The 26,500-nt window shown below is 65.1% G+C and carries 36 protein-coding genes, 1 pseudogene and 1 riboswitch; of the genes and pseudogenes, 15 read left to right on the forward strand and 22 right to left on the reverse strand.

The genetic code is table 11. The features are described from left to right. The first annotated feature begins 480 nt into the window (after window positions 1-480). Window positions 481-1,005, forward strand: a complete 525-nt coding sequence (locus AB0M74_RS28110) for a CAP family protein (protein WP_366529300.1) — start codon at window positions 481-483, stop codon at window positions 1,003-1,005. 221 nt (window positions 1,006-1,226) lie between these two features. Here AB0M74_RS28110 and AB0M74_RS28115 read toward each other — a convergent pair whose 3' ends face one another. Beyond that, complete coding sequence (locus AB0M74_RS28115; protein WP_366529301.1) at window positions 1,227-1,643, reverse strand: helix-turn-helix domain-containing protein; 417 nt, start codon at window positions 1,641-1,643, stop codon at window positions 1,227-1,229. Window positions 1,644-1,740: 97 nt separating this feature from the next. On the opposite strand from AB0M74_RS28115, the gene AB0M74_RS28120 reads away from it, so the two are divergent. After that, a complete protein-coding gene (locus AB0M74_RS28120) occupies window positions 1,741-2,610 on the forward strand; it encodes an alpha/beta hydrolase (protein WP_366529302.1) in 870 nt (289 codons plus the stop codon). A 144-nt stretch (window positions 2,611-2,754) separates the two neighbouring features. Here AB0M74_RS28120 and AB0M74_RS28125 read toward each other — a convergent pair whose 3' ends face one another. The 3 genes from AB0M74_RS28125 to AB0M74_RS28135 all read right to left on the reverse strand — a co-directional run bounded on the left by AB0M74_RS28125 (window position 2,755) and on the right by AB0M74_RS28135 (window position 5,237). Further along, window positions 2,755-4,026, reverse strand: coding sequence for a hypothetical protein (locus AB0M74_RS28125; RefSeq protein ID WP_366529303.1), 1,272 nt, complete (start codon window positions 4,024-4,026; stop codon window positions 2,755-2,757). A gap of 64 nt (window positions 4,027-4,090) precedes the next feature. Next, window positions 4,091-4,155: riboswitch (guanidine-III (ykkC-III) riboswitch) on the forward strand. 136 nt (window positions 4,156-4,291) lie between these two features. Next, window positions 4,292-4,483 (reverse strand): hypothetical protein, encoded by a 192-nt coding sequence (locus AB0M74_RS28130; RefSeq protein ID WP_366529304.1) that lies wholly within the window; start codon window positions 4,481-4,483, stop codon window positions 4,292-4,294. Window positions 4,484-4,559: 76 nt separating this feature from the next. Continuing rightward, a complete protein-coding gene (locus AB0M74_RS28135; protein WP_366529305.1) occupies window positions 4,560-5,237 on the reverse strand; it encodes a hypothetical protein in 678 nt (225 codons plus the stop codon). 1,059 nt (window positions 5,238-6,296) lie between these two features. Here AB0M74_RS28135 and AB0M74_RS28140 point away from each other — a divergent pair. Further along, complete coding sequence (locus tag AB0M74_RS28140; protein WP_366529306.1) at window positions 6,297-6,542, forward strand: hypothetical protein; 246 nt, start codon at window positions 6,297-6,299, stop codon at window positions 6,540-6,542. 469 nt (window positions 6,543-7,011) lie between these two features. On the opposite strand, the gene AB0M74_RS28145 is transcribed toward AB0M74_RS28140, so the two are convergent. The 4 genes from AB0M74_RS28145 to AB0M74_RS28160 all read right to left on the reverse strand — a co-directional run bounded on the left by AB0M74_RS28145 (window position 7,012) and on the right by AB0M74_RS28160 (window position 10,073). Further along, on the reverse strand, window positions 7,012-7,158 hold the full coding sequence (locus AB0M74_RS28145) for a hypothetical protein (RefSeq protein WP_366529307.1): 147 nt from the start codon (window positions 7,156-7,158) through the stop codon (window positions 7,012-7,014). A gap of 315 nt (window positions 7,159-7,473) precedes the next feature. Further along, window positions 7,474-8,253, reverse strand: coding sequence for a WYL domain-containing protein (locus tag AB0M74_RS28150; RefSeq protein WP_366529308.1), 780 nt, complete (start codon window positions 8,251-8,253; stop codon window positions 7,474-7,476). Window positions 8,254-8,276: 23 nt separating this feature from the next. Continuing rightward, on the reverse strand, window positions 8,277-8,534 hold the full coding sequence (locus tag AB0M74_RS28155; protein ID WP_366529309.1) for a hypothetical protein: 258 nt from the start codon (window positions 8,532-8,534) through the stop codon (window positions 8,277-8,279). A gap of 636 nt (window positions 8,535-9,170) precedes the next feature. Beyond that, window positions 9,171-10,073, reverse strand: a complete 903-nt coding sequence (locus AB0M74_RS28160; RefSeq protein WP_366529310.1) for a LysR family transcriptional regulator — start codon at window positions 10,071-10,073, stop codon at window positions 9,171-9,173. Window positions 10,074-10,223: 150 nt separating this feature from the next. Here AB0M74_RS28160 and AB0M74_RS28165 point away from each other — a divergent pair, with 150 nt between their 5' ends. Continuing rightward, window positions 10,224-10,535 (forward strand): EthD family reductase, encoded by a 312-nt coding sequence (locus AB0M74_RS28165; protein ID WP_366529311.1) that lies wholly within the window; start codon window positions 10,224-10,226, stop codon window positions 10,533-10,535. 193 nt (window positions 10,536-10,728) lie between these two features. Here the strand turns inward: AB0M74_RS28165 and AB0M74_RS28170 are convergent, their stop codons facing one another. The 4 genes from AB0M74_RS28170 to AB0M74_RS28185 form a co-directional block, all read right to left on the reverse strand. Next, the gene (locus AB0M74_RS28170) at window positions 10,729-11,400 is read right to left on the reverse strand and encodes an NAD(P)H-binding protein (RefSeq protein ID WP_366529312.1); all 672 of its coding nucleotides are present in this window, start codon (window positions 11,398-11,400) and stop codon (window positions 10,729-10,731) included. Further along, a complete protein-coding gene (locus tag AB0M74_RS28175; RefSeq protein ID WP_366529313.1) occupies window positions 11,400-11,684 on the reverse strand; it encodes a hypothetical protein in 285 nt (94 codons plus the stop codon). The genes AB0M74_RS28170 and AB0M74_RS28175 overlap by 1 nt, the downstream gene beginning before the upstream one ends. 171 nt (window positions 11,685-11,855) lie before the next feature. After that, window positions 11,856-12,563 carry an SDR family NAD(P)-dependent oxidoreductase gene (locus AB0M74_RS28180; protein ID WP_366529314.1) on the reverse strand — a complete coding sequence of 236 codons (708 nt, stop codon included), beginning with the start codon at window positions 12,561-12,563 and terminating at the stop codon, window positions 11,856-11,858. A gap of 8 nt (window positions 12,564-12,571) precedes the next feature. Then, a complete protein-coding gene (locus tag AB0M74_RS28185; protein ID WP_366529315.1) occupies window positions 12,572-13,213 on the reverse strand; it encodes an SgcJ/EcaC family oxidoreductase in 642 nt (213 codons plus the stop codon). Between the two features lie 157 nt (window positions 13,214-13,370). Between AB0M74_RS28185 and AB0M74_RS28190 the strand changes: the two genes are divergently transcribed. Together AB0M74_RS28190 and AB0M74_RS28195 are read left to right on the forward strand one after the other, a co-directional pair. Further along, window positions 13,371-13,628 carry a MarR family transcriptional regulator gene (locus tag AB0M74_RS28190; protein WP_366529316.1) on the forward strand — a complete coding sequence of 86 codons (258 nt, stop codon included), beginning with the start codon at window positions 13,371-13,373 and terminating at the stop codon, window positions 13,626-13,628. Beyond that, a complete protein-coding gene (locus tag AB0M74_RS28195) occupies window positions 13,622-13,750 on the forward strand; it encodes a hypothetical protein (RefSeq protein WP_366529387.1) in 129 nt (42 codons plus the stop codon). The genes AB0M74_RS28190 and AB0M74_RS28195 overlap by 7 nt, the downstream gene beginning before the upstream one ends. Here AB0M74_RS28195 and AB0M74_RS28200 read toward each other — a convergent pair. Next, window positions 13,737-13,921, reverse strand: a pseudogene (locus AB0M74_RS28200) (IS256 family transposase); the annotation flags it as partial. The gene AB0M74_RS28195 and the pseudogene AB0M74_RS28200 sit on opposite strands and share 14 nt — an antisense overlap. 101 nt (window positions 13,922-14,022) lie before the next feature. Here AB0M74_RS28200 and AB0M74_RS28205 point away from each other — a divergent pair. Next, window positions 14,023-14,757: a hypothetical protein gene (locus AB0M74_RS28205; protein WP_366529317.1), complete on the forward strand. Its 735-nt coding sequence runs from the start codon at window positions 14,023-14,025 to the stop codon at window positions 14,755-14,757. Between the two features lie 122 nt (window positions 14,758-14,879). Here AB0M74_RS28205 and AB0M74_RS28210 read toward each other — a convergent pair whose 3' ends face one another. Continuing rightward, window positions 14,880-15,020 carry a hypothetical protein gene (locus tag AB0M74_RS28210; protein WP_366529388.1) on the reverse strand — a complete coding sequence of 47 codons (141 nt, stop codon included), beginning with the start codon at window positions 15,018-15,020 and terminating at the stop codon, window positions 14,880-14,882. Window positions 15,021-15,153: 133 nt separating this feature from the next. Here AB0M74_RS28210 and AB0M74_RS28215 point away from each other — a divergent pair, with 133 nt between their 5' ends. After that, window positions 15,154-15,288: a hypothetical protein gene (locus AB0M74_RS28215; RefSeq protein ID WP_366529389.1), complete on the forward strand. Its 135-nt coding sequence runs from the start codon at window positions 15,154-15,156 to the stop codon at window positions 15,286-15,288. A 28-nt stretch (window positions 15,289-15,316) separates the two neighbouring features. Here AB0M74_RS28215 and AB0M74_RS28220 read toward each other — a convergent pair whose 3' ends face one another. After that, window positions 15,317-16,177 carry a LysR substrate-binding domain-containing protein gene (locus AB0M74_RS28220; protein ID WP_366529318.1) on the reverse strand — a complete coding sequence of 287 codons (861 nt, stop codon included), beginning with the start codon at window positions 16,175-16,177 and terminating at the stop codon, window positions 15,317-15,319. 108 nt (window positions 16,178-16,285) lie between these two features. Between AB0M74_RS28220 and AB0M74_RS28225 the strand changes: the two genes are divergently transcribed. From AB0M74_RS28225 to AB0M74_RS28250, 6 genes are all read left to right on the forward strand, one after another. After that, entirely contained in the window at window positions 16,286-17,203 is a 918-nt protein-coding gene (locus AB0M74_RS28225) for an MBL fold metallo-hydrolase (RefSeq protein ID WP_366529319.1), read from the forward strand. Between the two features lie 326 nt (window positions 17,204-17,529). Further along, window positions 17,530-18,261, forward strand: a complete 732-nt coding sequence (locus tag AB0M74_RS28230) for a cutinase family protein (RefSeq protein WP_366529320.1) — start codon at window positions 17,530-17,532, stop codon at window positions 18,259-18,261. 729 nt (window positions 18,262-18,990) lie between these two features. Further along, complete coding sequence (locus AB0M74_RS28235; protein ID WP_366529321.1) at window positions 18,991-19,395, forward strand: phosphopantetheine-binding protein; 405 nt, start codon at window positions 18,991-18,993, stop codon at window positions 19,393-19,395. Window positions 19,396-20,008: 613 nt separating this feature from the next. Then, a complete protein-coding gene (locus AB0M74_RS28240; RefSeq protein WP_366529322.1) occupies window positions 20,009-21,064 on the forward strand; it encodes a DUF4185 domain-containing protein in 1,056 nt (351 codons plus the stop codon). 52 nt (window positions 21,065-21,116) lie between these two features. Continuing rightward, a complete protein-coding gene (locus tag AB0M74_RS28245) occupies window positions 21,117-21,836 on the forward strand; it encodes a PAS and ANTAR domain-containing protein (RefSeq protein WP_366529323.1) in 720 nt (239 codons plus the stop codon). Between the two features lie 139 nt (window positions 21,837-21,975). Continuing rightward, entirely contained in the window at window positions 21,976-23,412 is a 1,437-nt protein-coding gene (locus tag AB0M74_RS28250; protein WP_366529324.1) for a CYTH and CHAD domain-containing protein, read from the forward strand. A gap of 186 nt (window positions 23,413-23,598) precedes the next feature. On the opposite strand, the gene AB0M74_RS28255 is transcribed toward AB0M74_RS28250, so the two are convergent. After that, window positions 23,599-23,772, reverse strand: a complete 174-nt coding sequence (locus AB0M74_RS28255) for a hypothetical protein (RefSeq protein WP_366529325.1) — start codon at window positions 23,770-23,772, stop codon at window positions 23,599-23,601. Here AB0M74_RS28255 and AB0M74_RS28260 point away from each other — a divergent pair. Continuing rightward, the gene (locus AB0M74_RS28260; RefSeq protein ID WP_366529326.1) at window positions 23,771-23,977 is read left to right on the forward strand and encodes a hypothetical protein; all 207 of its coding nucleotides are present in this window, start codon (window positions 23,771-23,773) and stop codon (window positions 23,975-23,977) included. The genes AB0M74_RS28255 and AB0M74_RS28260 overlap by 2 nt on opposite strands. A gap of 225 nt (window positions 23,978-24,202) precedes the next feature. On the opposite strand, the gene AB0M74_RS28265 is transcribed toward AB0M74_RS28260, so the two are convergent. From AB0M74_RS28265 to AB0M74_RS28290, 6 genes are read right to left on the reverse strand one after another with little or no spacing between them, the layout of a single operon-like run. Further along, window positions 24,203-24,508, reverse strand: a complete 306-nt coding sequence (locus AB0M74_RS28265) for a gas vesicle protein K (RefSeq protein WP_366529327.1) — start codon at window positions 24,506-24,508, stop codon at window positions 24,203-24,205. Beyond that, window positions 24,501-24,731, reverse strand: a complete 231-nt coding sequence (locus AB0M74_RS28270) for a gas vesicle protein (RefSeq protein WP_366529328.1) — start codon at window positions 24,729-24,731, stop codon at window positions 24,501-24,503. The genes AB0M74_RS28265 and AB0M74_RS28270 overlap by 8 nt, the downstream gene beginning before the upstream one ends. Then, entirely contained in the window at window positions 24,728-25,522 is a 795-nt protein-coding gene (locus tag AB0M74_RS28275; RefSeq protein ID WP_366529329.1) for a GvpL/GvpF family gas vesicle protein, read from the reverse strand. The genes AB0M74_RS28270 and AB0M74_RS28275 overlap by 4 nt, the downstream gene beginning before the upstream one ends. Further along, window positions 25,519-25,905 carry a gas vesicle protein gene (locus AB0M74_RS28280; protein WP_366529330.1) on the reverse strand — a complete coding sequence of 129 codons (387 nt, stop codon included), beginning with the start codon at window positions 25,903-25,905 and terminating at the stop codon, window positions 25,519-25,521. Before AB0M74_RS28280 ends, AB0M74_RS28275 begins: the two co-directional genes overlap by 4 nt. Beyond that, window positions 25,905-26,237, reverse strand: a complete 333-nt coding sequence (locus tag AB0M74_RS28285; protein WP_366529331.1) for a gas vesicle protein — start codon at window positions 26,235-26,237, stop codon at window positions 25,905-25,907. The genes AB0M74_RS28280 and AB0M74_RS28285 overlap by 1 nt, the downstream gene beginning before the upstream one ends. A gap of 5 nt (window positions 26,238-26,242) precedes the next feature. After that, window positions 26,243-26,497, reverse strand: coding sequence for a gas vesicle protein GvpG (locus AB0M74_RS28290; RefSeq protein WP_366529332.1), 255 nt, complete (start codon window positions 26,495-26,497; stop codon window positions 26,243-26,245). Between the last annotated feature and the right edge of the window lie 3 nt (window positions 26,498-26,500).

The raw sequence follows: 26,500 nt of genomic DNA on the forward strand, positions 1-26,500 counted from the left end.
AAACTCACCCCGATCGAGTACGAGACAATAAACCGGCCCGCGCTCGCGGCCTGAAAGACCACACCCGCGAGTCAACCGAACTCGGGGCAGTCCCAGGCTTCATGCTGTACTGGCGCGCAATGGGCCATCTGAGCCCCTCGACTGCCGGTGCGGTCGGTTTGACCGAAGCGATCGTGGCATCGGTCATCGTCGGTGTAGTGGACAGTCACAGATCTCGTTGCCAATTCTGGTGGGCGGAGTCTTCGTTGCTGCAGCAGTCTTGCTCGACGCCGACAACCGGGCGTCCATCACGGAATCCAGGGTTGGCCATGGGGGAGTCCTCGCGCCGAAGCCAGCAGCGACGGTAGGTTGATCGCCGAACATCTCAGTGCCCCTGCCGGATTCACCGGTGGGGTCTCTGGTTCGTCGTTGGCTTCCTGCTCGTCTTGCCTACCCCCCTGGGAGATCGATATGCGTCGTGGACGGTTTTTGTCGGCTTGTGTGGCTGTGCTGATGGCCGCGGCCTTCGGCGGGGCGGGTGAGGCCACCGCCGGAGTGGACTCCACGTGTGGCGGGGCAACGTTCGCCCAGGACATGCTCGATGCCCACAACCAGTACCGGGCAAAACACGGCTCGCCGGAAATGGTGCTCGATCCGGCGGTGTCGGCTTCGGCCCAGAAGTGGGCCGATAATCTGGCCGACACCGAGAGTTTCGTTCACTCGAAGGGCTCGGGCAACGGCGAGAACCTCGCTGCTATATGGGGCGACCGGCACACCGGCTTCTCGGCGACGAAAGCGTGGTACGACGAGATCAAGGACTACAACTTCGACACACCGACCGGGTTCTCCAGCCAGACCGGGCATTTCACACAGGTGGTCTGGAAGGCAAGCACGAAGCTCGGGGTCGGGGTCGCCTGCAACACCGGCGGAAGAGGTGGGCAATACGTTGTTGCCCAGTACAACCCGGCGGGCAACATGATGGGCAACAACAACCAGTACTTCCGGGAGAACGTGCAGCGCGGGTAGCCGTCCGGCCCGGGCGGGGCCCGGCAGCGTTTCGGCCTCACCTCCAGCGCGGCTTCGGTTATCTGTTCTCTCGATGGCCAGAACGCTCGGACTATCGGCGGCGCTGGTTCGGGCTGTCTCGCTCGGATATCGCTCGCCTCGCGCACCAGTCACGGCGTTCGCCACAGACGCCCGTCCCGCGCGGGTCGCGGCATGAGCGTGCAATGGGAAACGGGCAGCGGCTATTCGCTGGCGACGGGGTCGGCTTGTGCGTCGTGGACGGCGTTGGCGTGGTCGATCTCGGCCATGTGGTCCTCCGCCCAGGTCCGCAGTGCCGCCAACGGAGCCTCCAGAGACAAGCCCAGTTCGGTGAGCCGGTAGTGCACTCGTGGTGGCACTGTCGGCTCCACTCGGCGGACGACCAGACCGTCCCGGACCAGGTTGTGCAGAGTCACTGACAGCATCTTCTGGGACACACCGGGCATTCGCCGTCGCAGCTCGGCGAACCGAACCTCATCCGGGCCGGCCTGTGCGAGGACCTTGACCGCCATCGACGTCCATTTCGTGCCGATGCGGTCCAGCAATTGACGTGTCGGGCATCGGCAATCGAACAGATCACCGCGATCGGCGGCCTTCGCGTGCGCTGATCGAGTAGTCACCTGGACCTCACCACCTGTAGCCAAAGTGCCGTCTTGGCAGCACAACTGCGGTTACCTAACGTTCTCTGGTAACAAATCGTAACTGCCAGGAGGTTCTATGTCCTGCACGCCGCCTCATGCCGCGCCGATCGAGCTGCGCCGGATCGAGACCAACGGCATCTGCGCCAATGTCGCCGTTGCCGGCGCCGGCCCGGCCGTCGTTCTGCTGCACGGATTTCCGCACACCTGGCGACTGTGGAGCGAGATCATCGGGCCGTTGTCCGCGCACTACCAGGTCATCGCCCCGGACCTCCGCGGAATCGGCGACACCACCCGTGCGCTGGACGGCTACGACGCCGGCACACTGGCCGCCGATACAGCCGGGATCCTCGATGCCCTCGGCGCACCCGCCGCGGACGTGATCGCGATCGATGCCGGTACTCCGGTCGCGGTCCTGCTTGCCCTGCAGCACCCCGACCGAGTGCGACGGTTGGTGGTCATGGAAGCAGTGCTGGGCACACTTCCCGGCGCCGAGGACTTCCTCGCCGCGGGCCGGCCGTGGTGGTTCGGATTCCATGCGGTCCCAGGCCTCGCCGAAACGGTCCTACTCGGCCAAGAGGCACGGTATATCGAATGGTTTCTGACCACCGGGACCCGCGGTCGGGGCGTGCGAGCCGATATCCACGACGCGTTCGTCGACGCCTACACCGGACACGAATCCCTACGCTGCGCCTTCTCCTATTACCGTGCGCTACCGACCAGCGCCCACCAGATCGACCACGCCGCGGCGACCGGCAGGCTCACCACACCCACCCTGGCGATCGGCGCCCACCCCGTCGGCAACGCGCTCGAGCGACAGCTACGCCCCATCGCCGAAGACCTCACCGCGCACGTCATTCCCGATTGCGGTCACATCATCCCGTTGGACCAGCCCCAGGAACTGCTCAACCTCATAATGCCCTTCCTCGCCGCCGAGCGACCCGCCTGATCATGCAATCGCAAAGCCCCGTCATACGACACCCCCGCTCGGCATTATGGTGTGCTCCGGGAGCTCGAGTGACCTCAGCCCGTTGACCTTCGACTGCACCAAGTCGACGGCTTCACACGAGATTGCGCGGCCCGGGGATCGTCCTTATCGCGACACCTCGAGTCCCGGATTCAGGGCGATCTCCTCCAGCACCGCGAACGGCAGAGGCTCATCGGAGGCATCGGTGGAGCTGACCTGGATCTTGACCCCGGACCGGCGAGTGACGGTGACGGTCCGCGACGGCGGGCCTCGCCGGTCGCTGGACTCGACCACCGCCCCGTCCGGCAGCCGCCGCGTCGCGTCGTCGTATGAGGAAGTAGCGTGCCCCTGCGGCAGGGGTTGGTCGGTGCTGATCACGACGGTCAACCGCGATTGCAGGCCGGGCGTGGTTACTCGAACCGCCTGGCACACGCCGCGGCCCAATTCCCCTGGCAGCAGCACCCCCAATGGCCGGTCCAGGGTCACACCGTCGAGCGGAATCTGCGCCAGCACCTCGTCCCATCGACGAGCTTGGGCCTGATCGATCACCGCGCCGGATTTCGAGAAGCGAAGGCAGAGCTCGGGCGGGTTGGGCGTTCCGGGCGGTACCGGCGCGCTGATGCGTAGTTCGGGGTCGGTCACGAGCGCGACGAGCTCGTCGATGGCCAGGGGGACGGCTCGGGTACGGTCGCCGCCGTCAGCGGTTTGATCAGTGGCGTTCGCGTAGGCGACGGATCCGTCGGGCAGATAAGCGGTGGCGTCGCGCGAAAGGGTGCGAACCCCATTCCTTTCCGACCAGGTGTCATCGGTATCGACGATTGTGCCGTCGGGGAGGTGCCGCCGTTCGTCGAGTTCGCCGGCGACGCACGGTGGAATCGGCTTGGTGGCTTTGTATACGGTCACCGCCAGCGCGCCCGCTCGATCACCGCGCAGCAGCGTGGCGTTCGCCCTGGTCCAACCGCCGAGTCCCTTGTTCTGCGTGGGATCGCCCAGGATCGGCTGGAACACCAGCGAGTCGCGCAGCGAGTCGAATGCGATCTCGATATCACCGGGTAGCGCATCCTGCAGTGCCTGCGTCATCGCGACGGCCTTGGGGCCGGAGAACCATGGATAGGACGGATTGTCGTATCTGTCCGTGTCGGAGTAAACCATCCCGAATGATTGCCCTTTCCGCGGAGGCTCTACGACATCACAACCCGGGATCCGCACCGGAAACGTGACCGGCGGGGTGACATAGGAGTTCTCGGCCCGAGCCGTGGGCTCCGACGGCTCCGGCTCGTGCACCAGCCAGGCGATGAGGTAGCCGGTCGCGACGATCGCGGCGCAGGTCAAGCCCACCGTCCATCTGTTCACAGCCGGGGAGGGCTGGGGCGTGTCCTTGTCATCACCGTTTTCCATGTTCTGCATTGTGTCTGCCGGTACCGACAAGCTGCCGCGGCATTCCTGAATTTGCTGTGATGGAGGTCGGTCTCTCGATGGGACTCCGGATGAGGGAGCTGTACCCGGTGCGCGACAAGACGGCCCTGGAATCGGTTTCGGCGTCCCGTGACCAGGCGCAGGTCGGGGCGTTGGTCGGGTTGGCCGAGGAGTTGGCGTAGGCGTTTGGGGCGCCAGCGTAGTTCTTTGGCGTCGCCGAAAACCAACGAAGTTCTCGTGTTCCTGGTCAGGCGCGGTGCTGCTTGGGGGTCGTCTTGTTCAGGTTGCGGTAGAGGCCTGGGCGGCGGTGGGTGCGGGGCTTGGCGCCTTTGGATTTCACCGGGGCACTGCGGCTGGTCAGGTTGAGGTCTTCGATGTTGATTTGCGGCAGTTCGTCTGTGCGGGAGCAGGTTTCGCAGAGTATCCGCCACAGGGTCATCTCGCGGATGTCGATGTCACGGCGGGCGATGTGTCAGTGGCCATCGCAGGCTGACTGGTTGACCATTGATGCGGGCCTACTGCATGAGTTGGATGTGGGGGTGATCGGGTGAGGTTGGGCAGACGCGAAGGATCAGTTTGTAACCACGAGCAATGGTGATGTCGGGTCCTACGGTCGTGCTGTAATCATTTGCGAGGGCCTGATCTTCGTAGGGTATCCAGCTGCGGGTTCCGGCGTCCCATTCGCACGAGGCGACGGTGAGCAGCGGTTCGGTCTCGGTACCGCAGGTGGGGCATGGCTGCGGAAACGGGTCCGTGGTGCCCCACCGGATATGGCCGCCGACCTTCCACCCAGGTGCAACGCATATGTTGTCGACGAACCAGACCTCGATGTCATCCGGATCGATCTCGGTTTGCCGCTGGCTCGCCCACTGTCGCATTTGTTCCAGCGGCTCGCTGCTGAGCTTTTCGAAATCGCTCGGGTATTCGATGATGCGTTCCGGCTCGACCGTGCACGGCAAGGGTATGTAGTTGTAGTCGTATTCCACCGCTGCCGGTATCGGTGGGGTATTCAGGATGTCGGTGACGTCGGCGGCGGTGCGCCACACCAGCGCGGTCTCGGGCATGGCGTCGGCGTTGTCCACCGGGCACCAGAGTATTTGCAGCAGATCCTTGCCCGGCGGCGGACGTAACCCGGGGACGTCCCGCGTATACAGTTGCGCCACCGGCAACATGGCATTCGGTACATCGGCCATCTGGTGCCACCGTGCGGGATTGTGTTGCGTCAGCTTGGCATCCACTAACGACTGTAGTGGGTTGAGCCCGTGGGGATTCCATGCTTCGGTTAAGAAGTCCCGGTTGTGAGGCCCGTGACAGTGTGGCCACGGTTCGTCGGCGGGCCATAGCAAAGGGCCGCCGATCGAACTGTCGTATACCGATGGTGTGCCGCTGCGTGGGTGTAGCCGGGTCGCGGGACGAGCCAGGGGCGCCAGTGCGGGACACGCGGCTGTGACATCGACAGATCGGGGTGGCGTGGTGCGGGTCATCGACAAACCTCTTCGGATTCGGGGTGTTCGAACTGTAGTTCTGAGTATGTCGAATCCCACGGTTGGGAAAGTCTGGCCGGACGTCCCTCCGCGCCCAAGAGCCGCAGGCACGCGACCACTGTGGGGTCGAGGAACATCGGCGCGAAATGTTCCGGTAGCGCACGATCGGTCGTCGGGGAGGAGCAACAATCGAGCCTGAATCGCACTACCGCGCATATTTTCGAGAGTCGATCCGTGGGCAGAGTCGGATTCGCCGGCACGGCAGCCGAATTGCCGCACATAGTGCGCGGCTAGCTGCGGCAACTCGCTACCGTGACTTTTCTCGTGGATGTTCCCCGACCCCCTAGGCGGCCAGTTGGTGCAGTCCGGCACTTTGCCAGCACCTACTGTGAATGCCCTGTAGCGCCGAGGTGTCTGCGTAGTACCTACCTGCGGCCGAACTCGGGGCGAGGGCTCCTCGCATTGATACGCATTGTGATTGTCCAACATCCGGTGATCTCGCTTCCGAGCGCGTGATGATTAGACCGGTGAATTTCGGGACCGGTTCCAGGTGAATTTGAGCGTCACCTGGTGCAGCGAGTGGCAGTTTGTGCAGACGAAAAATGACACCGCTTCGGGTGGTGGCTGAGCGGTCTGGTTGGGTCGTGCCGCTGGCCGGATGTGCTGCTGCCGGTTGTTGGAATCAGCTGTCCTGTGCCGGGTTCAGCTGTGTGTGTTTGGGGAATTAGTCGCTGTGGATAATGAACCTCCGTGATAGGAGGCGGACCCGTGAGCGAATACTCGTGGCCGGAGGACGGCCGGCAGCTTGGAGAACTGGCCCGTCAAGCATGGCCTGCGACGGTGCAGGCATTGCCTGTAGGAACTCGTGTGACAGGTGTGGTCATTTTCCGACAGCCCTTTGGGGTCTTCATCCGCATCGACGGCATACCCGATGCGGTGGGCTTGGCCGAGGTCACCGCAATGCCGCGGGATATGGCACTCCTGCGAACGGCGGCAGCATCGTCGGCGAGGTGATCTGGCACGCTGAGCACAATTACCAGGTCAAGATCCGACTCATTCCCGCGTGACTGCTCGGGTTGGAAGCTGTCATGGGACATCAGCAGTCGGGCTTGAGATCTGAGGCAAGCTCGGGCGCGGCGGGGCTGGCGAGGATGACGGCGGTGAAGCGGTAGAGGTCTGCGCGCAGGGGCTGGGCGGCGTAGGCGCGGCCGGCGAAGCGGTCCAGCGAGATGCGGGCGTTCTGGTCTGTAGCGAGCCAGTCGTTGATGAACTAGAGCAGTTCGGCGAGTTCGATGGTATCGGCATCGCCGATCTGGATGCTGTTGTCGGACATCTGGATAACCCCGAATCATGGTTTAACCAGGTAGTCCAGACGAATTCCGGCATCACCTGGGGGCCGGTAGGCGGTCAGGACTGGGGTTCGAGCGAAGATCCGCGGCACCGTATGCCGCTGCTTGCGTGGCGCATCCAGATCGGCCCGGAGTCACTCGTCGATGATCGGCTTGAACTCATCGAGCTTGGATGCCCGCAGCGGATACTTCGTGCGCTCGGCAGGCCACACCGAAGCCAGCGCCGCGCGGACCGTGCGATTGGAGACGTTGTAGTTGCCCTGCAGCTCCCGGCCCGACATACCGTCCGTGAATCCCGCAGGATCGCGGCACGCAGCTCCACCTTGGACTGACGAGGCGGCAACGACGGCTTCTACACGATAGGTCCTGGCCTGGTAGCGAGCACACAGAACGTTGCGCCACAACCTACCACCATCGAACCGTGATGGTGTCAAAATTCTTCTGCACCAATATCTTCAGATCACGACCGGTGCCGAGATTCCCCGGTAAGTGGTGTCACAGATGACCTGCACAACCACGCGTGACGACCGTTCGCTGATCGGTTCGCCGCTCAACGTCTTTGGAACCGAGTCTGGCGATGGGCGGATGTTGGTGGGTCAGATGGTCGCTGCGTCGGCGTAGCGCCGGGCCAGCCGTGTGCAGGCCCTTTTGAGTTCGGGTGGCCCGATGACCTCGATGTCGGCATCGAACCTGCCGATCGCGGAGGCCAGGCCGGGCCATGACCATGAGCCCAGGGTGAGTCGGCAGCGGTTCGGGCCGAGTTCCTGCACGATGCCATCGCGGCTGTAGGGGACCACCGCAGCTGCGAGGAGATCGAGGATCACCTCGCCGCGGCAGGGCCAGTCGCCGGAGCCGTCGGAGCCCCGGAACCTGCTGGTCACGAAGGCGGCCACATTCCCGCCGGGTAGGTCGCGTGGAGTGAAGCGGGGTCCGGTGGGGGTTCGCGGGGTGATCCGGTCGGCGCGGAAGGTGCGCCAGTCGTCGCGGTCGAGGTCCCAGGCGACGAGGTACCAGCGACCGCGCCACGTGACGAGGTGGTGTGGCTGCACCCGGCGCGGCGCGGTACCAGCGGAGTTATTATCGCCTGCTCCTGCCGGGGACGCGGGGGCATAGTCGAAGCGCAGCACTTCGTCGGCGTGGATGGCGGCGCTGAGTGTGATCAGGACGCTGCTGTCGGCTTGGGGGTTCGGCCGGGTCGTCGGCGGCTGGATGGCGGCGAGCTGGAGGGTGTCGATCCGGTGGCGCAGCCGTGCGGGCATGACCTGCCGGACGGTGGTCAGCGCACGCGCCGCCGCTTCCTCGATACCCGCACCGGTGGTGGTGGCGATCTGGAGTGCGACGGCCAGAGCGACGGCCTGCTCGTCGTCGAACAGCAACGGCGGCAGCTCAGTGCCGGCACCTAGTCGAGGTGACCGATGCGGACCGGTGTCGGGATCTGGATCTGCTGGGCACTCGCTGTCGACCCGGGCCGCGCTCCGGGCCTCAGCGCGAGCGCCGATTCGGCGCGCTCGATGATGTTCCGCCACCCGCGTCGGCTGTAGTGACGACGCAGGCGCTCGTCGATGCAGGAGTCCGAGAAGGCGTTCCGATCGGACGGGATGTTCAGTCGCTCAGCAGGATTCGTCTTGGACAAGGTCCGGTTTGCCCTACCGAACATCGGGTGCTTGATGATCTCGATGCGGTTGAGGTGCCCTCGACGGGGCCGCTACTCCAGGGCAGCGTCAAGCCCGCGGTGACCGCATCGAGGTCACGACGCAGGCCGCGGGGACCAACGGTCCAGGGGATCTACGCGATCGGTCTGAGCATTGATCGCCGGGACGTACACGGCGCGACGTGGGCGGGTGACCCGACCGGATCGGACGAGACCGGCAGGTGTGGACGTCGTCGTTCGGGAACGCGGTCTCGATACGTACTGCCGAGATTCCTTCGGGATGTCGACCGATCAGCTCAGCGACTTGCGACATGAGGCTGTCCGGCCGATAGTGCCGGGATCGACACGCCCCTCGGCTGGCATCCACTCGACCAGCCCATCATTATCGGCTTTCGTGATCTGGCGAAGTTGCTTGCCGCCGATCCGCCGCTGTCCGTTCGGGCGGTTCGCCGGGACCGCGGCATCGTAGAGGATGGCTACCTCCTCTGCTGTGGATGTCACCTTTGCCGGTGGCGACCTCGTGCTCCCCAACTCACCCACTCCCGCGGTGCCGGGCGACAGACGGGGCGTATCCGGACCTGGCCGACTTCACCATCGATGACACCGGGCGGCCGAGGTCCGTCTCGCGTGACCTGCTGCGTGTCAGTCCGGTAGCCAGTGCAGCTCGTGTGCCAGGGTTTTGGCGACGGTGCGGATGCGGCGGTGTAGTGGTGACTGCACGCGCGGCAGGACCAGGTGGATCGTCAAGGTGGGTGCGCCCCGCAGCGGTCGCCACGTGAGACCGGCCGGTTGTGTTGTGACCGCGGCTTCACCGGCCGGGGCGAGGGTGAGCCCGTCGCGTAGGTCGCGTTGAGACATGTCGAAAGAGACTGCGGGCGTGTGGAATCGGGGTCTTGGTTGGGTGTCGCGGAACAGTGCGGAGAGCTGATCGTGGATCACGGGGTTGGCCGTACGGTCGGGCAGTCGCAGCGGATACGCCGCCGCATCGGCGATCTCGATCTCCGGGTGTTCGGCCAGCGGATGATGCTGTGCCAATTGGACCCCGACGCGCTCGCGTCGCAGCAGGAACCGGCGCACGCCACGGCCCGGCTGTTCACCGCGGGTGATCCCCGCATCGATGCGGCCGTCGGCGACCGCGGGGGAGATCTCCGGTGTCGCCATGGGGACCGCGCCGACCTGGAGTCCTGGGCTGCTGTGCATGAGCCTGTCCACCAGGGTCGGTGCCGTCTCGGCTCCGGTGCTGAGGCTGTATCCGATGCGCAGTGTGCCCAGTTCACCGGCCCCCGCATTCCGGGCGGTGTCCCATGCCCGGTCCAGCGCCGCCAGCGCGGGCGGCGCGGACTCCGCCAAGGCAGCACCGGCTGTGGTCAATACGACGCTACGCGTGTTGCGAACAAGCAGGCTCGTACCGAGTTCCGCCTCCAATCGGCGCATCCTGGCGCTGAGTGCGGGCTGCGCGATCCCGATCCGTGCGGCCGCACGGGTGAAGTTCAACTCCTGCGCCAGCACCAGAAAGTAGCGCAGGCTCACCGTATCCGGCGCCACATGCCCTCCCTGTCGATTGATAACGATCCGTTCTGAGTCTATCGCGTCCCGGTCTTTCTCTCGACCACACATCAAGCCCTAACCTGCGCATATGACGATTCAACCGACCGCGGTACCGGACACCGCACTCACACACACCGCGAGGCAGTCATGCATAAGTTGCTAGTCCTGTATCCCGAGCCCGCCGACCCTGACCACTTCCGCGAGTACTACGTGACCAACCACCTACCACTGGTCATGAATTGGCCCGGCCTGCTTGCGTGCCGCTACAGCTTCGACGTGGCGGCGACCAACGCAGAAGCGCCGTATTTCGCGGTCTTCGAAGCCGACTTCGCCGACGCCGCCGCCATGGCCGCGGCGCGGTCGTCGCCGCAAGGCCGGCGGGTGTCCGCCGATGTCGTCAACTACGCCACCGGCGGTGTGGTCGTCATCGACTATCCGGTGCAGGACGGCACCAGCTGAGGCAGGACGGTACGCTCCGGGGCGCGTTCGGCCGGCCGTTGCGGTCAGGTCCGGCTATCGGCGGAACGCGGTTCCCAGTTGCCGTTTCGTAGATCGTCTTCCGTGACAACGTCACTCAGGAGTTGGACTACGCAGACCGGGAACAGCCTGGAGTTCGGTCAGGACCGCAGGAACCGGCTCAGACCAGCACCTCTCATCGACTCGTTGACCTGCAGACCGTCGTGGCGCTGCGGAGGGCCGGCCCCGACGAGACCGAAACCGCAACGTGGTGGGTGTGTGGGTCGTCGACGGCGTCGAGTAAGTAGGCGCCGAGGTCGGTGCGCGAGATCTGCGGACCGACTTTCGACATGGCGCCCAATGAGACTCGGGGGATGGTGGCGCCGGGTTTGTCGGTGAGCCGGGTCGGGCGTACAGCGGTCCAGCGCAGCGCACTCTCGGTGAGTAATTGCTCCATCCGCGCCATGTCGGCGTAGGTATGGCACATGATCCGGTGCAGTGCGGCGGCCAGCACTCTGCTCGCCGGCCCGGCATCGGCCGGAACATCCAGTCCTGCAGAGGAGATGACGAGGAGTCGACCGCCGGGCGGCATGGCGGCGATGATCTCGGTGATGCTCGCGGAGTAGACGAGGGTAGGGGAGCGGTCGGCGGCGCCGAGTGCGGAGATCACCGCATCGTGTCCGACAAGTAGTCCGTGGAGGGACCCCGGGATTGTCGGATCGGCGATGACCTCACGCAATCCCGTTGCGGGTGAGAAACTTCCGGGCCGCCGGACGATCGCGGTCACCCGATGCCCACGGGCCAGGGCCTGCTCGACGACGATCCGGCCGGTGCGCCCACTCGCGCCGATCACGGCGATGCTGGTCATCAGCGGGCGGCGGGACGAGTTGCGGGCTGGAACGTGAACGAAATGGCCTCCATCAAGGGCTTGTGCTGGGTCTTCTGGACGGCCGCGATGCGCCAGCCGCAGGTGTCCCGAACAACGATGTAGGTGGCCAGCTTTCCGAGCTTCTTCGGCTCGCCCTTGGAGGATTCGCCGCGAGTCAGCACGACGGCGGTGTCGGCGCCGTAGGCCGTGCCGTCGCCACGGTTCCAGGCGTCCTGGCTGCGTTCGATCAGGGCGCGGATGGCGGTGGTGTCGTCGGTGGTCATGGTGAGCTCCCTAAGTTTGTAGGTGTCTGGGGTTGATGCCCTGGATGCCTAGGACGGTGGGGTGTGGCTAATGGGCTTGCGGTGTTTGTGGCTCCGAAGGACTGTCCCGCCGTGCTGGACGCTCCGGCTACTGATTGAGATCTGATGCAGGAGTCGGTGATGGGTGGGGAATCAGTGCGCGAGGGCGGGCAGGGCGACCCGGCGCGGCAGCAGGCGCAGCACGGCAACGAACATCCGATTGGTCCGGCTGGTGAAGGTGACCGGACCGGTGTTGCCGGACAGAGCTTTCCGGGCAGCGTGCACGACCTGCTCGGGCGACTGGACCAGCCAGGACGGCACATCCTCGACGGAATTCGCGCCGGTCGCGGTGACACCGGGACACAGCGCGAGCACCTTGACGCCGCGCGATTTCTGTTCGTGCCACAGTGTTTCGGAGAAGGTGGTGACGAAAGCTTTCGATGCGCTGTAGACGCTCATGCCCGGCTTCGGGGTGTGTCCGAGGGTCGAAGAGACGTTCACCAGCGCGCTGCCGGGCGCCGCTTCGGCGAGGAAGGCGTGGGCCAGCACTACCACTGCTCGGCAGTTGAGATCCAGTGTGGTCAGCGCTGATTCGAGGGGAATGTCGGTGAAGCTGCCATGTGTGGCGGTGCCTGCGTTGTTCACCAGCAGTGTGTATTCGCCGGCGCGTAGTGCCGCCACAACGACCTGCAGCCCGTCCTCGGTCGCGAGGTCCGCGACCAGCTTGTTGTGTCCGTCGCCGAGTTCGGTCATCAGCTCCGCGAGCGCATCCTTCCCGCGCGCCACGGCTGTCACCGAGTACCCTGCGGCGGCCAGCGTGGTCGCGAATGCCCGCCCTATGCCTGCGCTCGCGCCGGTCACCAGCGCTTTCACCGCTCAGCCAGCGGCTTGGTCGCCGGGTCGAAGAGGAAGGAGACACGTTCCATCACGGGGTTGCGCTTGGTGTTCTGGAACGCCGCGATCCGCCATTGACCATCCTGTTCACGCACCAACGTGTAGGTCTGGGTCTTGGACAACTCGGCGGGTCTGTCGTCAGAGTATCGGTCGCCCCGGCTGGTGACGATGGCGACGGTGCCGCCGTAGAACCGGGCGTCGAGGTAGGAGTCCGCGAGCTTGGTGCCCTTCAGGAAACCGTCGAACAGTGCGCGGTGCGCCTCGGTCAGGTCGCCGCGGCCCTGGTAGTGGGTGCCGAGAAAGGTTGTGTAGGTGGCGTTCTCGGTGAAGGTCGCGCCGTAGGCGTCGGCGTCGTTGCGGCCCCAGGCCGCGGTCATCGTGCTCAGCGTGGTGCAGACCGCCCGCAGGTCGGTGTCGGAGCCGCCGTCGGGGACGACGCTGGTGCACTCGGTGACGCCGGTGTTGCGCACCTCGGAGGTGCGGTCCAGCCAAAGGTAGCCACCCGCGGCGATCACCCCGAGTGTGAGGGTGGTGGCGCCCAGTGCTCGCACGATGGTGCGGCGCCGCGACTTGATCGGGGCTGTTGGGGTGGCTGGGTCGGTGTCGATGGTCGTCATAGCGTGAGCCTCTCGTATATTCTTCTGCCTAGAAGATGTTTCTTCAGTGAAGATGTGTCTTCGTTGAGGAAGAGATTATGAGAAAGGCTGACCCTTGTCAACACCTCGGCACGGAAGCGATCCGGGCACGACTTTTCGCCGGTATCCGAGTTCCGCTGTGCTGCATGCTCAAGCGGGCGCCAAAGCCGTCGACCTCGGCGCGGCCGACCTCTATGCGCTCAACATCCTCGAGCTGACCGGACCGATGACGCCTGGCGAGCCTGGTGCACGCACCGGCCTGACCACCGGCCCGACCACGCGGCTCATCGACCGCCTCGAACACGCCGGCTATGTGCGCCGCAGCGGCGATCCCGGCGACCGGCGCAAGGTCATCGTCGAACCGTCAATCAGCCCGCCGACCTGGACGAGGTGCTGACTCCGGCCCGGCGTCGGATCGGCGACCTCATCGCGAGCTACACCCCGGAACAGCGCGAGGTGCTGTTCGACTACTTCGCCGCTGAGGCGTTCCAGCTACCACCAGAGCGAGCGAACGAGTGACCAGGTAGAGACATTTCAACGCGGCCTGCTCGGCCGGAAATGTCCTCGACCTTGATCGCACGCCGGTAGATGGCGGTGAGCGACCGTCGAGCACATGACCCGCCGGATCTCGATGTCACAGGCCAGGGACGAGATGGACTGCTCCCACGCGTTCTCCCAAAGCCGCTGGACGCGATCGAACGAGAAGATGATGCCCAGCTGAGAGAACTGGCAGAATTGCATACAGCACGCATCCGCCGCCTCGTTGCCCAACGTTTGGAGCTCCGTGATCGATGAAGGAGACCGATAGCTTTCCGGCCCCGGTGACCGTCGAGTCGCTCGCTTCTGCCGTCGCAAGACTGGCCGACGAGGTCTACCTGTCGCTGGCAACCATCGGGACCGCGCTGACGACCCTGTGGGATGGTCTGCCGGGGTCCGCTCCTCGGTCGACTGATCTAGCACCGCTGCGCGAGACCATTGTCGGAGAGCTCGAGCGGCGTGGGAATCTGTTCGACGGCGCAGGCGTTGTGCTGGCCGACGGCCTTCTCGTGGATCAGCCCCGGCATCTGGAATGGTGGCTTCTGGACGTGCAACGCGGACCGCGACGCCTGATGCTCGAATTGAATCCGCAGAGTGAATACTTCTACGACTACACCGGAATGGACTGGTTCGTGATCCCGCGCGACCAGGGTAAGCGGTGGGTGGACGGGCCGCACCGCGATTACGCGTGCACCAATCGGTGCGTGTGTACGTTCGCGATACCGGTCACGACCACATCGGGAGTCTTCCTCGGAATCGCCGGTGCCGATGTTTCGGCTGCCTCGATCGAGGAGGTCCTGCTTCCGCGTTTCCAGCTATTCGGTCAGCGGCTAGTGCTGGTTAACAGCGAAGGCTGCGTTATTATGGGGACCGATTCCGAATTCACGACCGGGTCCGAGACGAGCCGGACGAACCGATCTGCTGCGGCAGTGCCGATCGAGGCGATGCCCTGGTTGTTGCAGCCGCTGGGATCCATGCCGCCCCACTGACGCGCAGCACACTACCTACCGAGGTCGCGGCGATCTCGCCGCGACTGGCGCTGATGGTAGCCGGGGAAAGTCACTGTCGGAGCCCGCCGGCACCTGACCGCGGCACCGGAGACTTCGACCGGCTAGGGGCTCGACCGTGGGCGGACCGCGCGCACCTCGAACTGCTCGACCAGGGCGGACTTGCCGAGCTGTTCGATGAGGAGGAGAACGTCCGCCGACGTGACATCCGCCCGAAGCGCCCCTGCCTCGTGCGCGCGTGGCATCAGCGCGCATGCCGACCCCTCGGACCTGGTGAATTTTCGGCCAGTGTTGGAACAGTTCGTTTTCGGTGCGGTACCGCCGGTAGCGGCTGGCGATGCCGACTCCGGCGCGGGCCGCGATCGCCGCCACTGAGGTATGCGCGCCGTCCACGGCGAGGACCCGCTCGGCTGCCTCCAGGAGGGCGTGGTCATTGCCTTCCGCTTGGGCGTCGCGGCGCTCGATATACCCGACCACCTGATCGAGGTCACGGCTACCGCGATCCTGGACTGAAGCCGCGTTGCTCGGCTGGTGGTCCGGTTCATGTCGGCGCGGCTCGGCGGTAGAGCGCGGCCGCGGTGTGTGCGAGTGCTTCGGTCAATGGGTTGCGGTCGTTGGTTTTCCAGGCGAGGACGAGGTCGCAGCGAGGCGCATCGGCGAGGGGGACGGTGACCAGGCCTTCGGTCTGGGTGTGGCCGAGCGGGGTCAGGCCGACCGTGCCATTCCAGAGGACAGCCTGGAGGCATTCGCTCACGGTGCGCACCACCGGGCCCTCGGGCCCGGAATTCGGTGGCGTCCAGAATGACCGCCAGACCGGATCGGTGTCTTCCGGCAGGCGGAACCAGCGGCGGGTACGCAGGTCGTCGGTGCGCAGGACAGTGTGGCCGGCCAGTGGGTCGTCGGCGCGCAGCACTACTCCGAGCGGCTCGGACCGCAATACCCGCACGGTGAGACCCGTCAGGTCGAATGGCGACCGGGTGAGGGCCACGTCCACCATGCCGCGGCGCAGACCAGCGGTCGGGTCGGTGAAATCGGCTTCCCGGATCTGGATCCGTACACCGGAGTGCTGCCGGCGGTAGGCGTCAGCGAGGCTGCCGACCTCGCCGCTGTCGGCGAGGGTGCCGATGCTGAGCGTATGCGTGCCTGCCGCGGTCTGGGCTCTCGTGCGCGCCTGCTCGGCCGTGGCGAGCAGCTGCTTCGCATCGTCGTACAGCGACAATCCGGCGGTGGTCAGGACCGCTCCCGACGGCGATCGGCGCAGCAACTCGCAGCCGAGCTCGAGCTCGAGCTGTCTGATGGCCCGGCTCAGCGGCGGCTGGGTCATGTTCAGGCGTGCCGCCGCCCGGCCGAAATGCTGTTCCTCGGCTACCGCCACGAAGTAGCGCAGTGTCCGCAGCTCCACCACACGCACGATACCCAAAAGGCATGGGGCGCACAGGATTGGTCTTGGACCACCCGCCCCACCCGGCGCTGGAATGGACTCGACAGTTCCAACCGTGAAGGAGTCCACATGACCGACCCGCTACGTCTGCCCGATCCGGTGGTCGAGCTCACCGAAATCCATGAGCTCGCCGACGAATTGATTGTCATCGGCGACCGTCGGGTGGAGTTGGTGCCGAACGTGGGCATCATCGGCGGACGCGACGCGGTCCTGGTGATCGACACTGGCATGGGTCCGGCCAACGCCGAAACCGTGCTCGGGTTCGCCACCGAATTCGCCAACGGCCGTAAGCTTTACCTGACCACGACACATTTTCACCCCGAACACGCCTTCGGTGCCAACACCTTCCACGGCGCCGCGACATACCTGGTGAACCGCGCCCAGGCCGATGACCTGGAACACAAAGGCACCAGGTACCTCTCCTGGTTTCGCGAGTTCGGCAGCGCCGTTGCCGCGCGCCTCGACGGCGTCGTGCTCCCGGAACCGGACATGGTTTACCACGACAACTACGAACTCGACCTGGGTGGCCGGATCGTGCGGATGCGCGGCACCGGTCGCGCGCACAGCAAGGGCGACCAGGTCGTCGAAGTCCCCGACGCGGGCGTGCTGTTCACCGGCGACCTGGTGGAAGCCGCACATTTCGCTATCTTCCCCTGGTTTCCGCCGCACGACACCGACGCCTCCGGGCTACGGTGGATCGAGGTGATAGAGCGGCTCGCGGCCTTCCCGCCCCGCACCGTAGTGCCAGGCCACGGTGACATCGGCGGTCCGCAACTGCTCGCCGACGTCGCCGACTACCTACGGCTGCTGCGCGATGAAACCTGGATCCGGCGCGACTGCGCGATGACCGAAGACACGATCGCTGAGGAGCTTACGGCGCTGATGGTCCAGCGACACCCGGATTGGGCCGGGCGCGAATGGATCCGCAACGGCGTCGGCTGCCTGTGTGCCGAACACACGATTCACCGCACGCCGCACCGTTCCTAGCATCGAACGCGGGGGCGTTGACCCCGTTGTGATCCGGACGTCACGACGAGTAAGCCGTCCCCGCCCATGGCGACTCGGACCGACATCGCAGTCCAGAGGTCCCCGGTAGCGGGCGCCTAGGCCGGATCGTGCGGTCACCCCGATACGACCATCGTCACAGGCCAGTGATGTCAACAGAACCTAGACCCACGTCAGCCGTCCGGTTCGAACAGCGCGAAATGCGGCAATTCAGGGCATTCCGTGCTCACTTCTGCGAGGCAGAGCCACACGGAACTCTCATTGATGTGCCAGACGGAAGGCTTAGTTTGCGCACTACGGTTCGATACATGCACAAAGTAGTGACGCGGTCCGCGACGACGTTCCGATTCTTCGCCGGGGCTGCCGCGGCCGTCGCGGCCATCTCGGCAGTCGCCCAGATCGGCGTCCCCTCGGCGGTGGCCCAGCCCGCCGACTCCGGCGGATGCGCCGACGTCCAGATCATCAAGGTTCGAGGCACCAATGAACCCCAGTCCGGCAGTTTCCTACTGACCCCCCTGGCGTCGCAGATCGCCCGCGACGGTACAAATCGGGCGACAGTCGAGCTCGAATACCCCGCAACGCGCGCCGCCGAGAGCGTCAGCAAAGGCGTGGACAACCTCGTTCTGCTGTTGAACACCCTCGGCGCAACCTGCCCGAACCAGCAAGTGGTGCTCCTCGGCTACTCGCAAGGCGCCCGAGTAATCACTGAGGTGCTCGGGTCCACCCGCGTCTCGAACGACGCGGCTGCCCGCATCGAGGGCATCGCCCTCTTCGGTGACCCCACATTCACCGGCACCGACCCGTACAACCGCGGAGACTTCGACCCGAAGCTTTCCGGCCTCCATCCGCGCCCGGAAGGCTCACTCGCGACCTACGCCGACCGACTTCGTGACTACTGCAACGCCGGTGACAAGGTCTGTCAGGGCGGTGATCCGAACGCCACCCAATTCGAGAATGGGCTGAGCTCAGGCCATCTCATGTACTTCGTCAACGACACACGCAACAAGGCGGTGACCTTCCTTCGGGGCCGCCTCTGGTAATCAAGCGGGTCTCGTAGCAGGGCCTGCGCTGAGCAGCATCGTCGGCTGCCCCAATATTGACCGTGCATAAGGGCATCACCGAAGGCTGACGATTCTTAGTGACCACCTGTGGGTTTACAGTGGCTGCCTTTCGAGGCCGAACTCGATCACCCATGTAGTGGTCGATGATTTCACCGACGCCGAAGCCCACCGCACCCTCACCGGCGACCTGACCTGCGCTGTGGCCCGCACCGCGCCGCCGAGAGGCGACATGACGGTGCGGTGACCCGGCCGAGCCGCGGTCTCATCCCCTGACGGGCTCTCCAGATAGTTGATTCCAAGGGGTGCGGTGCAAGCCTGGCGCCGCTGGAGGCAAGCAGCAACGACCCCGATGTTCGGTGCCCTGCGATTGTCAGCATGACGGATTCCGTCATATCGACAGCGCAATTGTCGATTTCCGGCGGATGCCCGGCAGCAAGGTGTGCGGTGTGCGGAGTGAGCTCACAGTCGGTCTCATCGGTTCCAAGAAGGAGTGAGAGATGGATGATATCGACGCCTTCTTGTAGACAATCATCGAACCACGCCGAGTACGAGAGCGATATCCGCGACATCGGGATTCCGGGCCACTACCCGGACCGCCCCGAACGTCGCGGGAACAGATCTGCTCATCGTCTACGCTCGCCGGCTATCTGCGGATATTCCGTCGCGCAACGGGTCTGGACGCCTCGATGCGCGTCGGCCCGACATGAGATGGGCGCTCCGGCAGCCCTGACCGCGACGTTGCGCCGGTACCTGGCAGACCGCCTCCCGGAGTTCATGGTGCCGGCCGCGGTCATGCTGCTCGACCGGTTCCCGTTGACCCCCAATGGAAAGCTCGACCGTAGGGCCCTGCCCCAGCCCGAATTCGTATCCGGGATAACGTATCTGGCTCCGCGGACCGAGCGTGAACGAATCCTGATTCGCTTATTCGCGGACGTGCTGCGTGTCGATGCCGAGCGGGTAGGGGTCGAGGACGACTTCTTTGCCCTGGGCGGACATTCACTGCTGGCGACACGACTTATCAACAAGATCGGCACTGAACTCGGTATAGAGATCCCCATTAGAGTCCTGTTCGACGCGCCTACTGCTTGGAGCATTGGCGTCGCGTCTTACTGATGGCGGACCTGTTGATGACCGTGCTCCAGGTGGGATTTGAGAACTTCCGGCAGTGGGGTTCCACGAAGGTGTATCGATTCTTCAGGGGGCCTTGGCTGCGCCCGGACGGTCGTCTCCGTCCTGAAACCGGCAGCATTGGCTCGATCCGAGCCCATGCCTGATCCGTCAACTCGCCCCGACCGACCACTCCATGCCCGCCGGACGGCGACCGGGCTACGTTGCGGCATCGCCGATTACGACGCGGTCACAGTAGTGCGCTACTCCTGACGTCGCGGCCGTGGCATCGGAAAATCGGTAGCTACCAAGACAATTCCGGTCCTCGCCAAGGGGCCGTTCGATCTTCTCGAAGGGTAGTCATGGTTGATTCCCTTTTCGCCGACCTATCCGACTTCCAAGTACCGGTCGACGACCGACAACTCCAGTCGAGCCAGGTCATGGACCCGATTCGTCCTCGCTGAATTCAGAGCGGACGAAACCTGACCAGCCGTGGGCGATTTCGCGGCACCGTCCCATCCGACGCGCCAGCGTCGACGCCGGCCGTTGGCCCGTGGCAATGATCGCTCGCCAGGGACACCAGTAACGAACGAACGCATGAGCAGGGAGGACCTCGGCGATGTCGCAACATTGGGGCACGGCGATCAACGGGTACAGCGCCAGTACCGCGCAGCAGTTCAGGGTAGGCGGAGCCGACCTCGGCATCCCGTATGATCGCAGCCACTTCGGACCAGGCCGGTCCGGATTCGTGTTCGGCGATACGTTCACCGGCAACAGCCAAGGCTCCGGCACCTGGCTCGGCTCGCCGATCCTGCTGTTCAGCCCCAACATCCCGGACGCCACCACCACTTTCACCGGGGCCTCCGGCGGGGCGCAGGCGAAACAGGTCCTCTCCTACACCCACAACGCCGACAACGGCTATGGGATCGAGGTCACCCGCATCCCCAATGACGCCTTCGTCGACTTGAACGGGCGCACCTGGTTGACCTACACCACCGTCCACGACTGGAACGCCGCCGACGACCAGTACGGCGCGCTGTTCTGCGGGCTCGCCTACTCCGACGACGACGGCACCACCTGGACGGATTACGCAGCGGTGTGGCGCAACGACGGCAGCGACGGCTACGACGGCTGGAGCCCGTTCATGATGCAGTCCTTCGCGGGTATCGGCAACAACAACAGCGACGGCTACCTGTACATCGTGTCCAAGGAATGGGGGCGCGCCCACAACCAGGACGGGCCGATCCTGATGCGCGTGCCGTGGCAGCAGATCGCCACCCGCGCCGACTACCAGTATTGGGGCTACAACGGCTCGGCCTGGCAGTGGGGCAATCCGACCCCCACCCCGTTGTTCGCGGGAATGGGACCCATCGGGGAGCTGAGTGTGAAAAACATTGCGGGTACCTGGGTCATGTCCTACTTCGACGTCGACGGCTACTGCATCTCGACCCGCACCGCAGCGGCTATCGACCAGGTATGGACCAATCCGAGGCAGCAGATCCGCGGCGCCGTACCGTGGTGGCAATTCTGGGTTCGCTCCTTCCCGCAACTCTACGGCGGCTACATCCACCCCCGCTCCATCTCACCCACCGACGTGACCCTGTATGTCTCGCAATGGAACACCAGCACCAACAACCCCTACTGGGTCATGCAATTCGACGGCATCACCCCATAGCCGTGGCCGTGTCCCTGTCCGTTCTGTGGCGGTCGTAGGCGACAATAGGGGCGTGACAGGAGCCGTCGACCCAGACTCGGTCCCGGCCCGGGAGCCGGATGGCCACACCGGGGCGTATCACCATCTCGCGGGAGCGGGTGGGCCCGGGTTCGGCAGCTTCCGGTTCTGGTTCGCCACGCAACGCTGGGAGTGGTCATCGGAGGTGTACCTCACGCACGGCTACGCTCCCGGCGAGGTCGAACCCACCACCGAACTACTGCTGTCACACAAGCATCCCGACGACCGCGACCAGGTCGCCGAATCCATTACCCGATCCCTGCGTCAGGGCGAACCGTTCTCCAGCCGCCACCGCTTCCTCGACACCGCAGGACATACTCATCACGTCATGGTGGTCTCCGACCGCATCCTCGACGACACCGGCGCCGCGGTGGGCACGGCTGGTTACTACCTCGACCTGGGGGACACCCTCGCCAGCGCCGAACGCGACGCCCTCAAAACGGTGATGCCCGAGATCATCGAGGCCCGCGCGGTGATCGAGCAGGCCAAGGGCGTGCTGATGCGCATGTACTCCCTCAATGCCGACCAGGCGTTCAAGGTGCTCAAATGGCGTTCGCAGGAGACCAACATCAAGTTGCGCGACTTCGCCGAAGCGCTGATCGCCGCGCTGCCGCGGATCCCACCGGCCGCGCCGAACACCATAGCCGCCTTCGATCACCTGCTGCTGACGATCCACGAGCAGATTCCTGACGACAGCTCGGATCGCGAGATCTGAGAGCACCGACAACGTCGGCTCATGGGGCGGGGGCGGCCCGGTGGCATGGCGGCCGGAGGCATGGGGACGGCGCGATCAGCGGGCCACCGAGATCGCTTTTCCCTGTTTGACGTGCGTTTTGCAGGGAATGCGCTAACACATGAAGGACGTACTCGAACGTGAAAGCAAATGGGCGGTCGACCGGGACTTCACTCTTCCAAGGCTCGACGACCTCGTCGCGAACAGCCGCATCGAGGAGGTGCTGGTCGAGCTGACCAGTACCTATTTCGACACCGCCGAGCGCGACCTGCTCGCCCACGACCTGACGTTGCGTCGCCGTGAGGGAGACGACGAATCCGGCTGGCAGCTGAAGATTCCCCACTCGGGCGGTCGCGTCGAAGTAACCGCCCAGCTGTCGGACGAGCTGCCGCACGACCTCGCCGAGGTCGTCAACGGCGCAGCGCTGGGTAGGCCGTTGAACGCGGTCGCCAGGGTTCATACCTTGCGCCGCCGTCACCGCATCCTCGGATCGGAGGGCGAACTGATCGTCGAGATCGATGACGACACTGTGGATTCGACGGTAGCTGACCGGCCTGCGGAACTGGTCGCCTGGCGTGAGATCGAGGTCGAGCTCGGCCCGCACACGAACAGAATCCCAGCGATATTGCGCGACCGGCTCGCCGAAGCAGGCGCACGCGTGTCCAGCTATCCCTCCAAGCTGTCTCATGTATTGCCGGAGCGATCCGGACCGGCCGCTGCCAATTCGCGGGCGGAACACGCCATGCAGAAATACTTGACCACGCAGATCGACCTGATCTTCGCTGGCGACGTCGGGCTACGACGAGGCGAGGAACCTATCCATGACACCCGTGTCGCGACGCGGCGGCTGCGCAGCACGCTCCGTGTGTTCGGCACGCTGCTGGACCGTCACGCCGTCGGCGAGATCGACAACGAGCTGAAATGGTATGCAGCGCTGCTCGGCGACATACGCGATTGCCACGTCCAACGCCGACGCCTCGCCGATGAACTCAACGCCCTGCCGCCCGAACTCATCTTGGGTCCCGTCGCTGCGCGGATTGATGCGACGCTGCTGGCCCGGCAGTTGCCCAGCCGCAATGCTCTCGCCGAGGCAATGAACTCGCCCCGATACCTGCGTCTGCTCGCGACCCTGCAGACCTGGAAATCACAGCCGCCGTTCGAGCGACGGATCCGGCGGCGCCAACTCGTGACACGAGCCCGCCGGGCCGCGGCCAAAGCCGACCGCCGGTTAGTGACCGCACTGCACAACAAGCGCCACGAATCTCTGCACCGCGCGCGTAAAGCCGCCAAACGCGCACGCTACGCCGCCGAATTACACAAACCCGTTCGAAACCCGGCGCGCGCAAAGTCGAACATCAAGTACTACAAGAAGATTCAGCGCCTCCTGGGCGACTACAACGACAGCGTCGTGTCGACCGAGTTCTTGTGGCGAACCGCTACCGCGGCGGGCACGGCAGGCGATGAGAACGGTTTCACCTACGGCCTGCTGTACGCGAACGAGGTGTATGCGGGCGAGGGCGCGTGCCAGAGTGTCGCGGCAGTTGCCGCAGGCGAATAGGTGCGGCCTCCCGCTGCACCGGAGGCCAGAGTGGTCGAGTCGACCCGCAGCGCGGTGCCGATGTCGCCCACCGATCCGCTGCTGCGGGCTGGAGGCCGAACCGGCGCTTGCCGAGGAGTACAAGGGTTTACCTATTCGCAGAGCATGTGCGGAAGCTGGCACGCCGGACACCCAGGCACAACCCGTCTAGTCGTCGTTCTCGCCTACGTGGCCGGTGCGGTGGCCCGCGAAGCTTTCGACGTCCCCGTGCTCCATGGTTTCGCCGAAGTCCTGTGGCCGCAGACCCACCGGCCGGTCAGGGCGCGGGCAGGTGCGCACCAAGTGGAAAGAGCGCAGAATGGAAAACAGAAAGGTCGTCATGCGAGCGATACAGGGCCTGCTCAATCTGGTGGTAGGGATCGTGACGGCCGTGCTCGGCACGGTGGTCGGGTTGCTCGCGACAGTGGTGTGGCTTCTCGGTGCGGTCTTGTGCGCGACGATCCTTCTGATTCCGCTGGGACTTCCTGTCATCAAGCTCGGTAGCCGTCTGTTCGGCCTGGCTCGACAGCTGATGCATCTTCCATGACACGCCTCCCGACGTCTCAGCACGACTCGCAGGCAATCCGGTAGCGCCACCGGTGCTTGCGAATCGCCTTTTGATCCTCGTGCGCAACACGATCGCATCGGTTGACATGGACGTTCCTCGTCTGGCCGCACTCGGGGCTAACCTTTGTCGTTCCCGGCTACGTAGTCGCCGAGACTGTCACCGACGCAACGATGCACTGTGCACTTCGCGGACCTGCTGCCTGAGTCAGCGGTCGGTAGAGTCACGCGGAAGAAGTGTGCCGAGGGGGCCGAGGTCGATGTTGAGGTCCTCTGGGGTGAGGCCAAAGTGGTCGCGCAACTCGTCCATACGCTGTTCGAGCAGCATCAAGGTGGTGCCGATGCGTTCGATCTGGGTGTCGGTGAGGTCGCCCGCGTCGACGCGGCGCAGCGCTTGGCGCTCCATCAGTTGTCGCAATAGCTCCACCAGGGTGAGTACCAGGGCGACCAGACCACGCTCGACAGATTCCGGTTCGGTGTCGATACGCGGTGGGATGCCGCCGAATTCAGTCATCGCCGGGCGGTTCCAGCGCGGTGCGCATCGCGGACCCGACCGGCGCCGACAGCGTGCTGATCGAGGAGATGAGGGCGCGCAACGAGATCTGGACGAGGTCGACGTCGGCGATGGCGAGTTTGATGTCGCCGGAAATCACCACCCCACCGGCCAGCACCCGATCCAACAGGTCGACCAGCGCGACGCGGCGCTCGCCGTCGACATTGCGGTCGACCTGGCTCATCCCGGCTCTTGTTCCACGCCGGCGAACGAATACGGCGGCCACGGGCCGGTGAGTTCGAGCCGGACGCCGCGGAATTCGGCGCCCAGCGCCGTGATGGCCGCGGTGAAGTCGTCGGTGCGATCGTCGTCCACGAGATAGGTCCCATTGAGCACCATCCAGTCCCGGCGGCCACTCACCGCTGGATCGGTCAGCGCCTGCCGTCGTCCGGCCGCGGCGTGGCGAACCAAGCGCGTGTGGATCTCCTCGGCGCGTTCTGCCGCGTCACGTTCCACGGTCTCCTGCGCGGACAGTTGCGCGCGCCGCCGAGCCAGATACGCGGCCCCCGCACCTGTCGCGCTGCCTTGGTTCGCCGCCCGGGCCTCGGCCACCGCAGTGGTCAGGGCAGCGCGATCACCGTAGGCTTTGACGCCCCACTCGGTGCGGCCGCTCACCAGGGCCAAAGCCGTATCGAAGTCCGCTCGCCGCTCGTCGAGCAGTTCGCGTACCCGGTTGTCGTCGCGGAAGACGGTGGCCAGTCGCAGTGGGACGGTCGAACCTCGGCGCACCAAGGCCGACACGACGGCGTCATGCGCCCGGGCTGTCGCCTCGAGCCAGTCGAGATCCTCCAAGTGCTTGTGTAGTGGTTGCTCCCCGAAAACCGCTAGTGGCACCGAGCCGACAACTGCCGTCAGATCGTCCGAGACCACCGTCCGCACCGGCTCACCAGCGACTCCGGTCAGCTCGCTCAGTTCCGCAACGCCGTCACGGCTGGACGTCACCGCGTACAGCCAGACCCCGAGACCCCCGGTCACGATCGTTCTTCCTTCGGCTCGCGGCCGCGCTCGAGGGGTTGACGGCGTTCGTTGCTCGCCTCCAGTTGGGCGATCCGGTCCCGAAGTTCGCGGTTCTCAAGTTCGAGGTCTCGGTCCTGTCGTTCCAGCGAGCGGGCCTTGCTGTTGAGCCAGGGATCGGTCTCCCACCAGTCGATGCCCACCGACTTAGCCGTCTCCAGGGACGCGATCACCAAGCGCAGCTTGATCGTGAGCAGTTCGATGTCGAGCAGGTTCACCTGGATGTCGCCCGCGATCACCAGGCCCTTGTCGAGGACCCGCTCCAGGATGTCGGCGAGATTCGTGGACTGATGCCCGCCTCCATAGGGCTGCGGGACGGACGATCCCCCTCCGACCACCGTCATCAGCGCTCGCTTCCGCCGATGTTGGTGTTGCCGCGCCCATAGCGCTTGGTTCTGCGATAGGCCAGCAGATTCCCGTCGAGGTCGATCTCCGCCTCGTAGAGCGCCAGGATGTCCGCGGACGAGGGGATGCGCCGATCCTCGAGCACCTCGATCTCCACCAACCAGCCATCCTCCGTCGGTTCCATGCAGGTGACGCCCTGCACGTGTTTCGAGGTCAGTTCCACGAGGTGTTCGATCGCTATCGCGGCAGCTTGCGCCGCGGTCAGGGGAGGCTGTTCGTTCGACGCCGAATGAATGTCCTCGGAATTGTCGGAAGTGGTCTTGCGGGCCACGCGCGTCACTCCTTCCGGTTCCCGGTCACGTCAGCCGCAGCGCCGGTCATGCGATCCAGGACCGCCTGCTGCGCTTGCTTCTGTTCTTCTTCGGACAGGGCACCGGCCGCCGCGGCACGATCGATCTCCTCGAGCTCGGCCCGCAGCGCCACGGGATTATGGAGCTGCTGCTCGACTTGGTCCTGGATCAGTTCGCCCAGCCACATCACGCCGCGAACCGGCGCGAGAGGCAACGACACTATCGCTGAGAGCAGACCCATGCC

This window comes from Nocardia sp. NPDC051463 (assembly GCF_040681975.1).
Lineage (GTDB): Bacteria > Actinomycetota > Actinomycetes > Mycobacteriales > Mycobacteriaceae > Nocardia.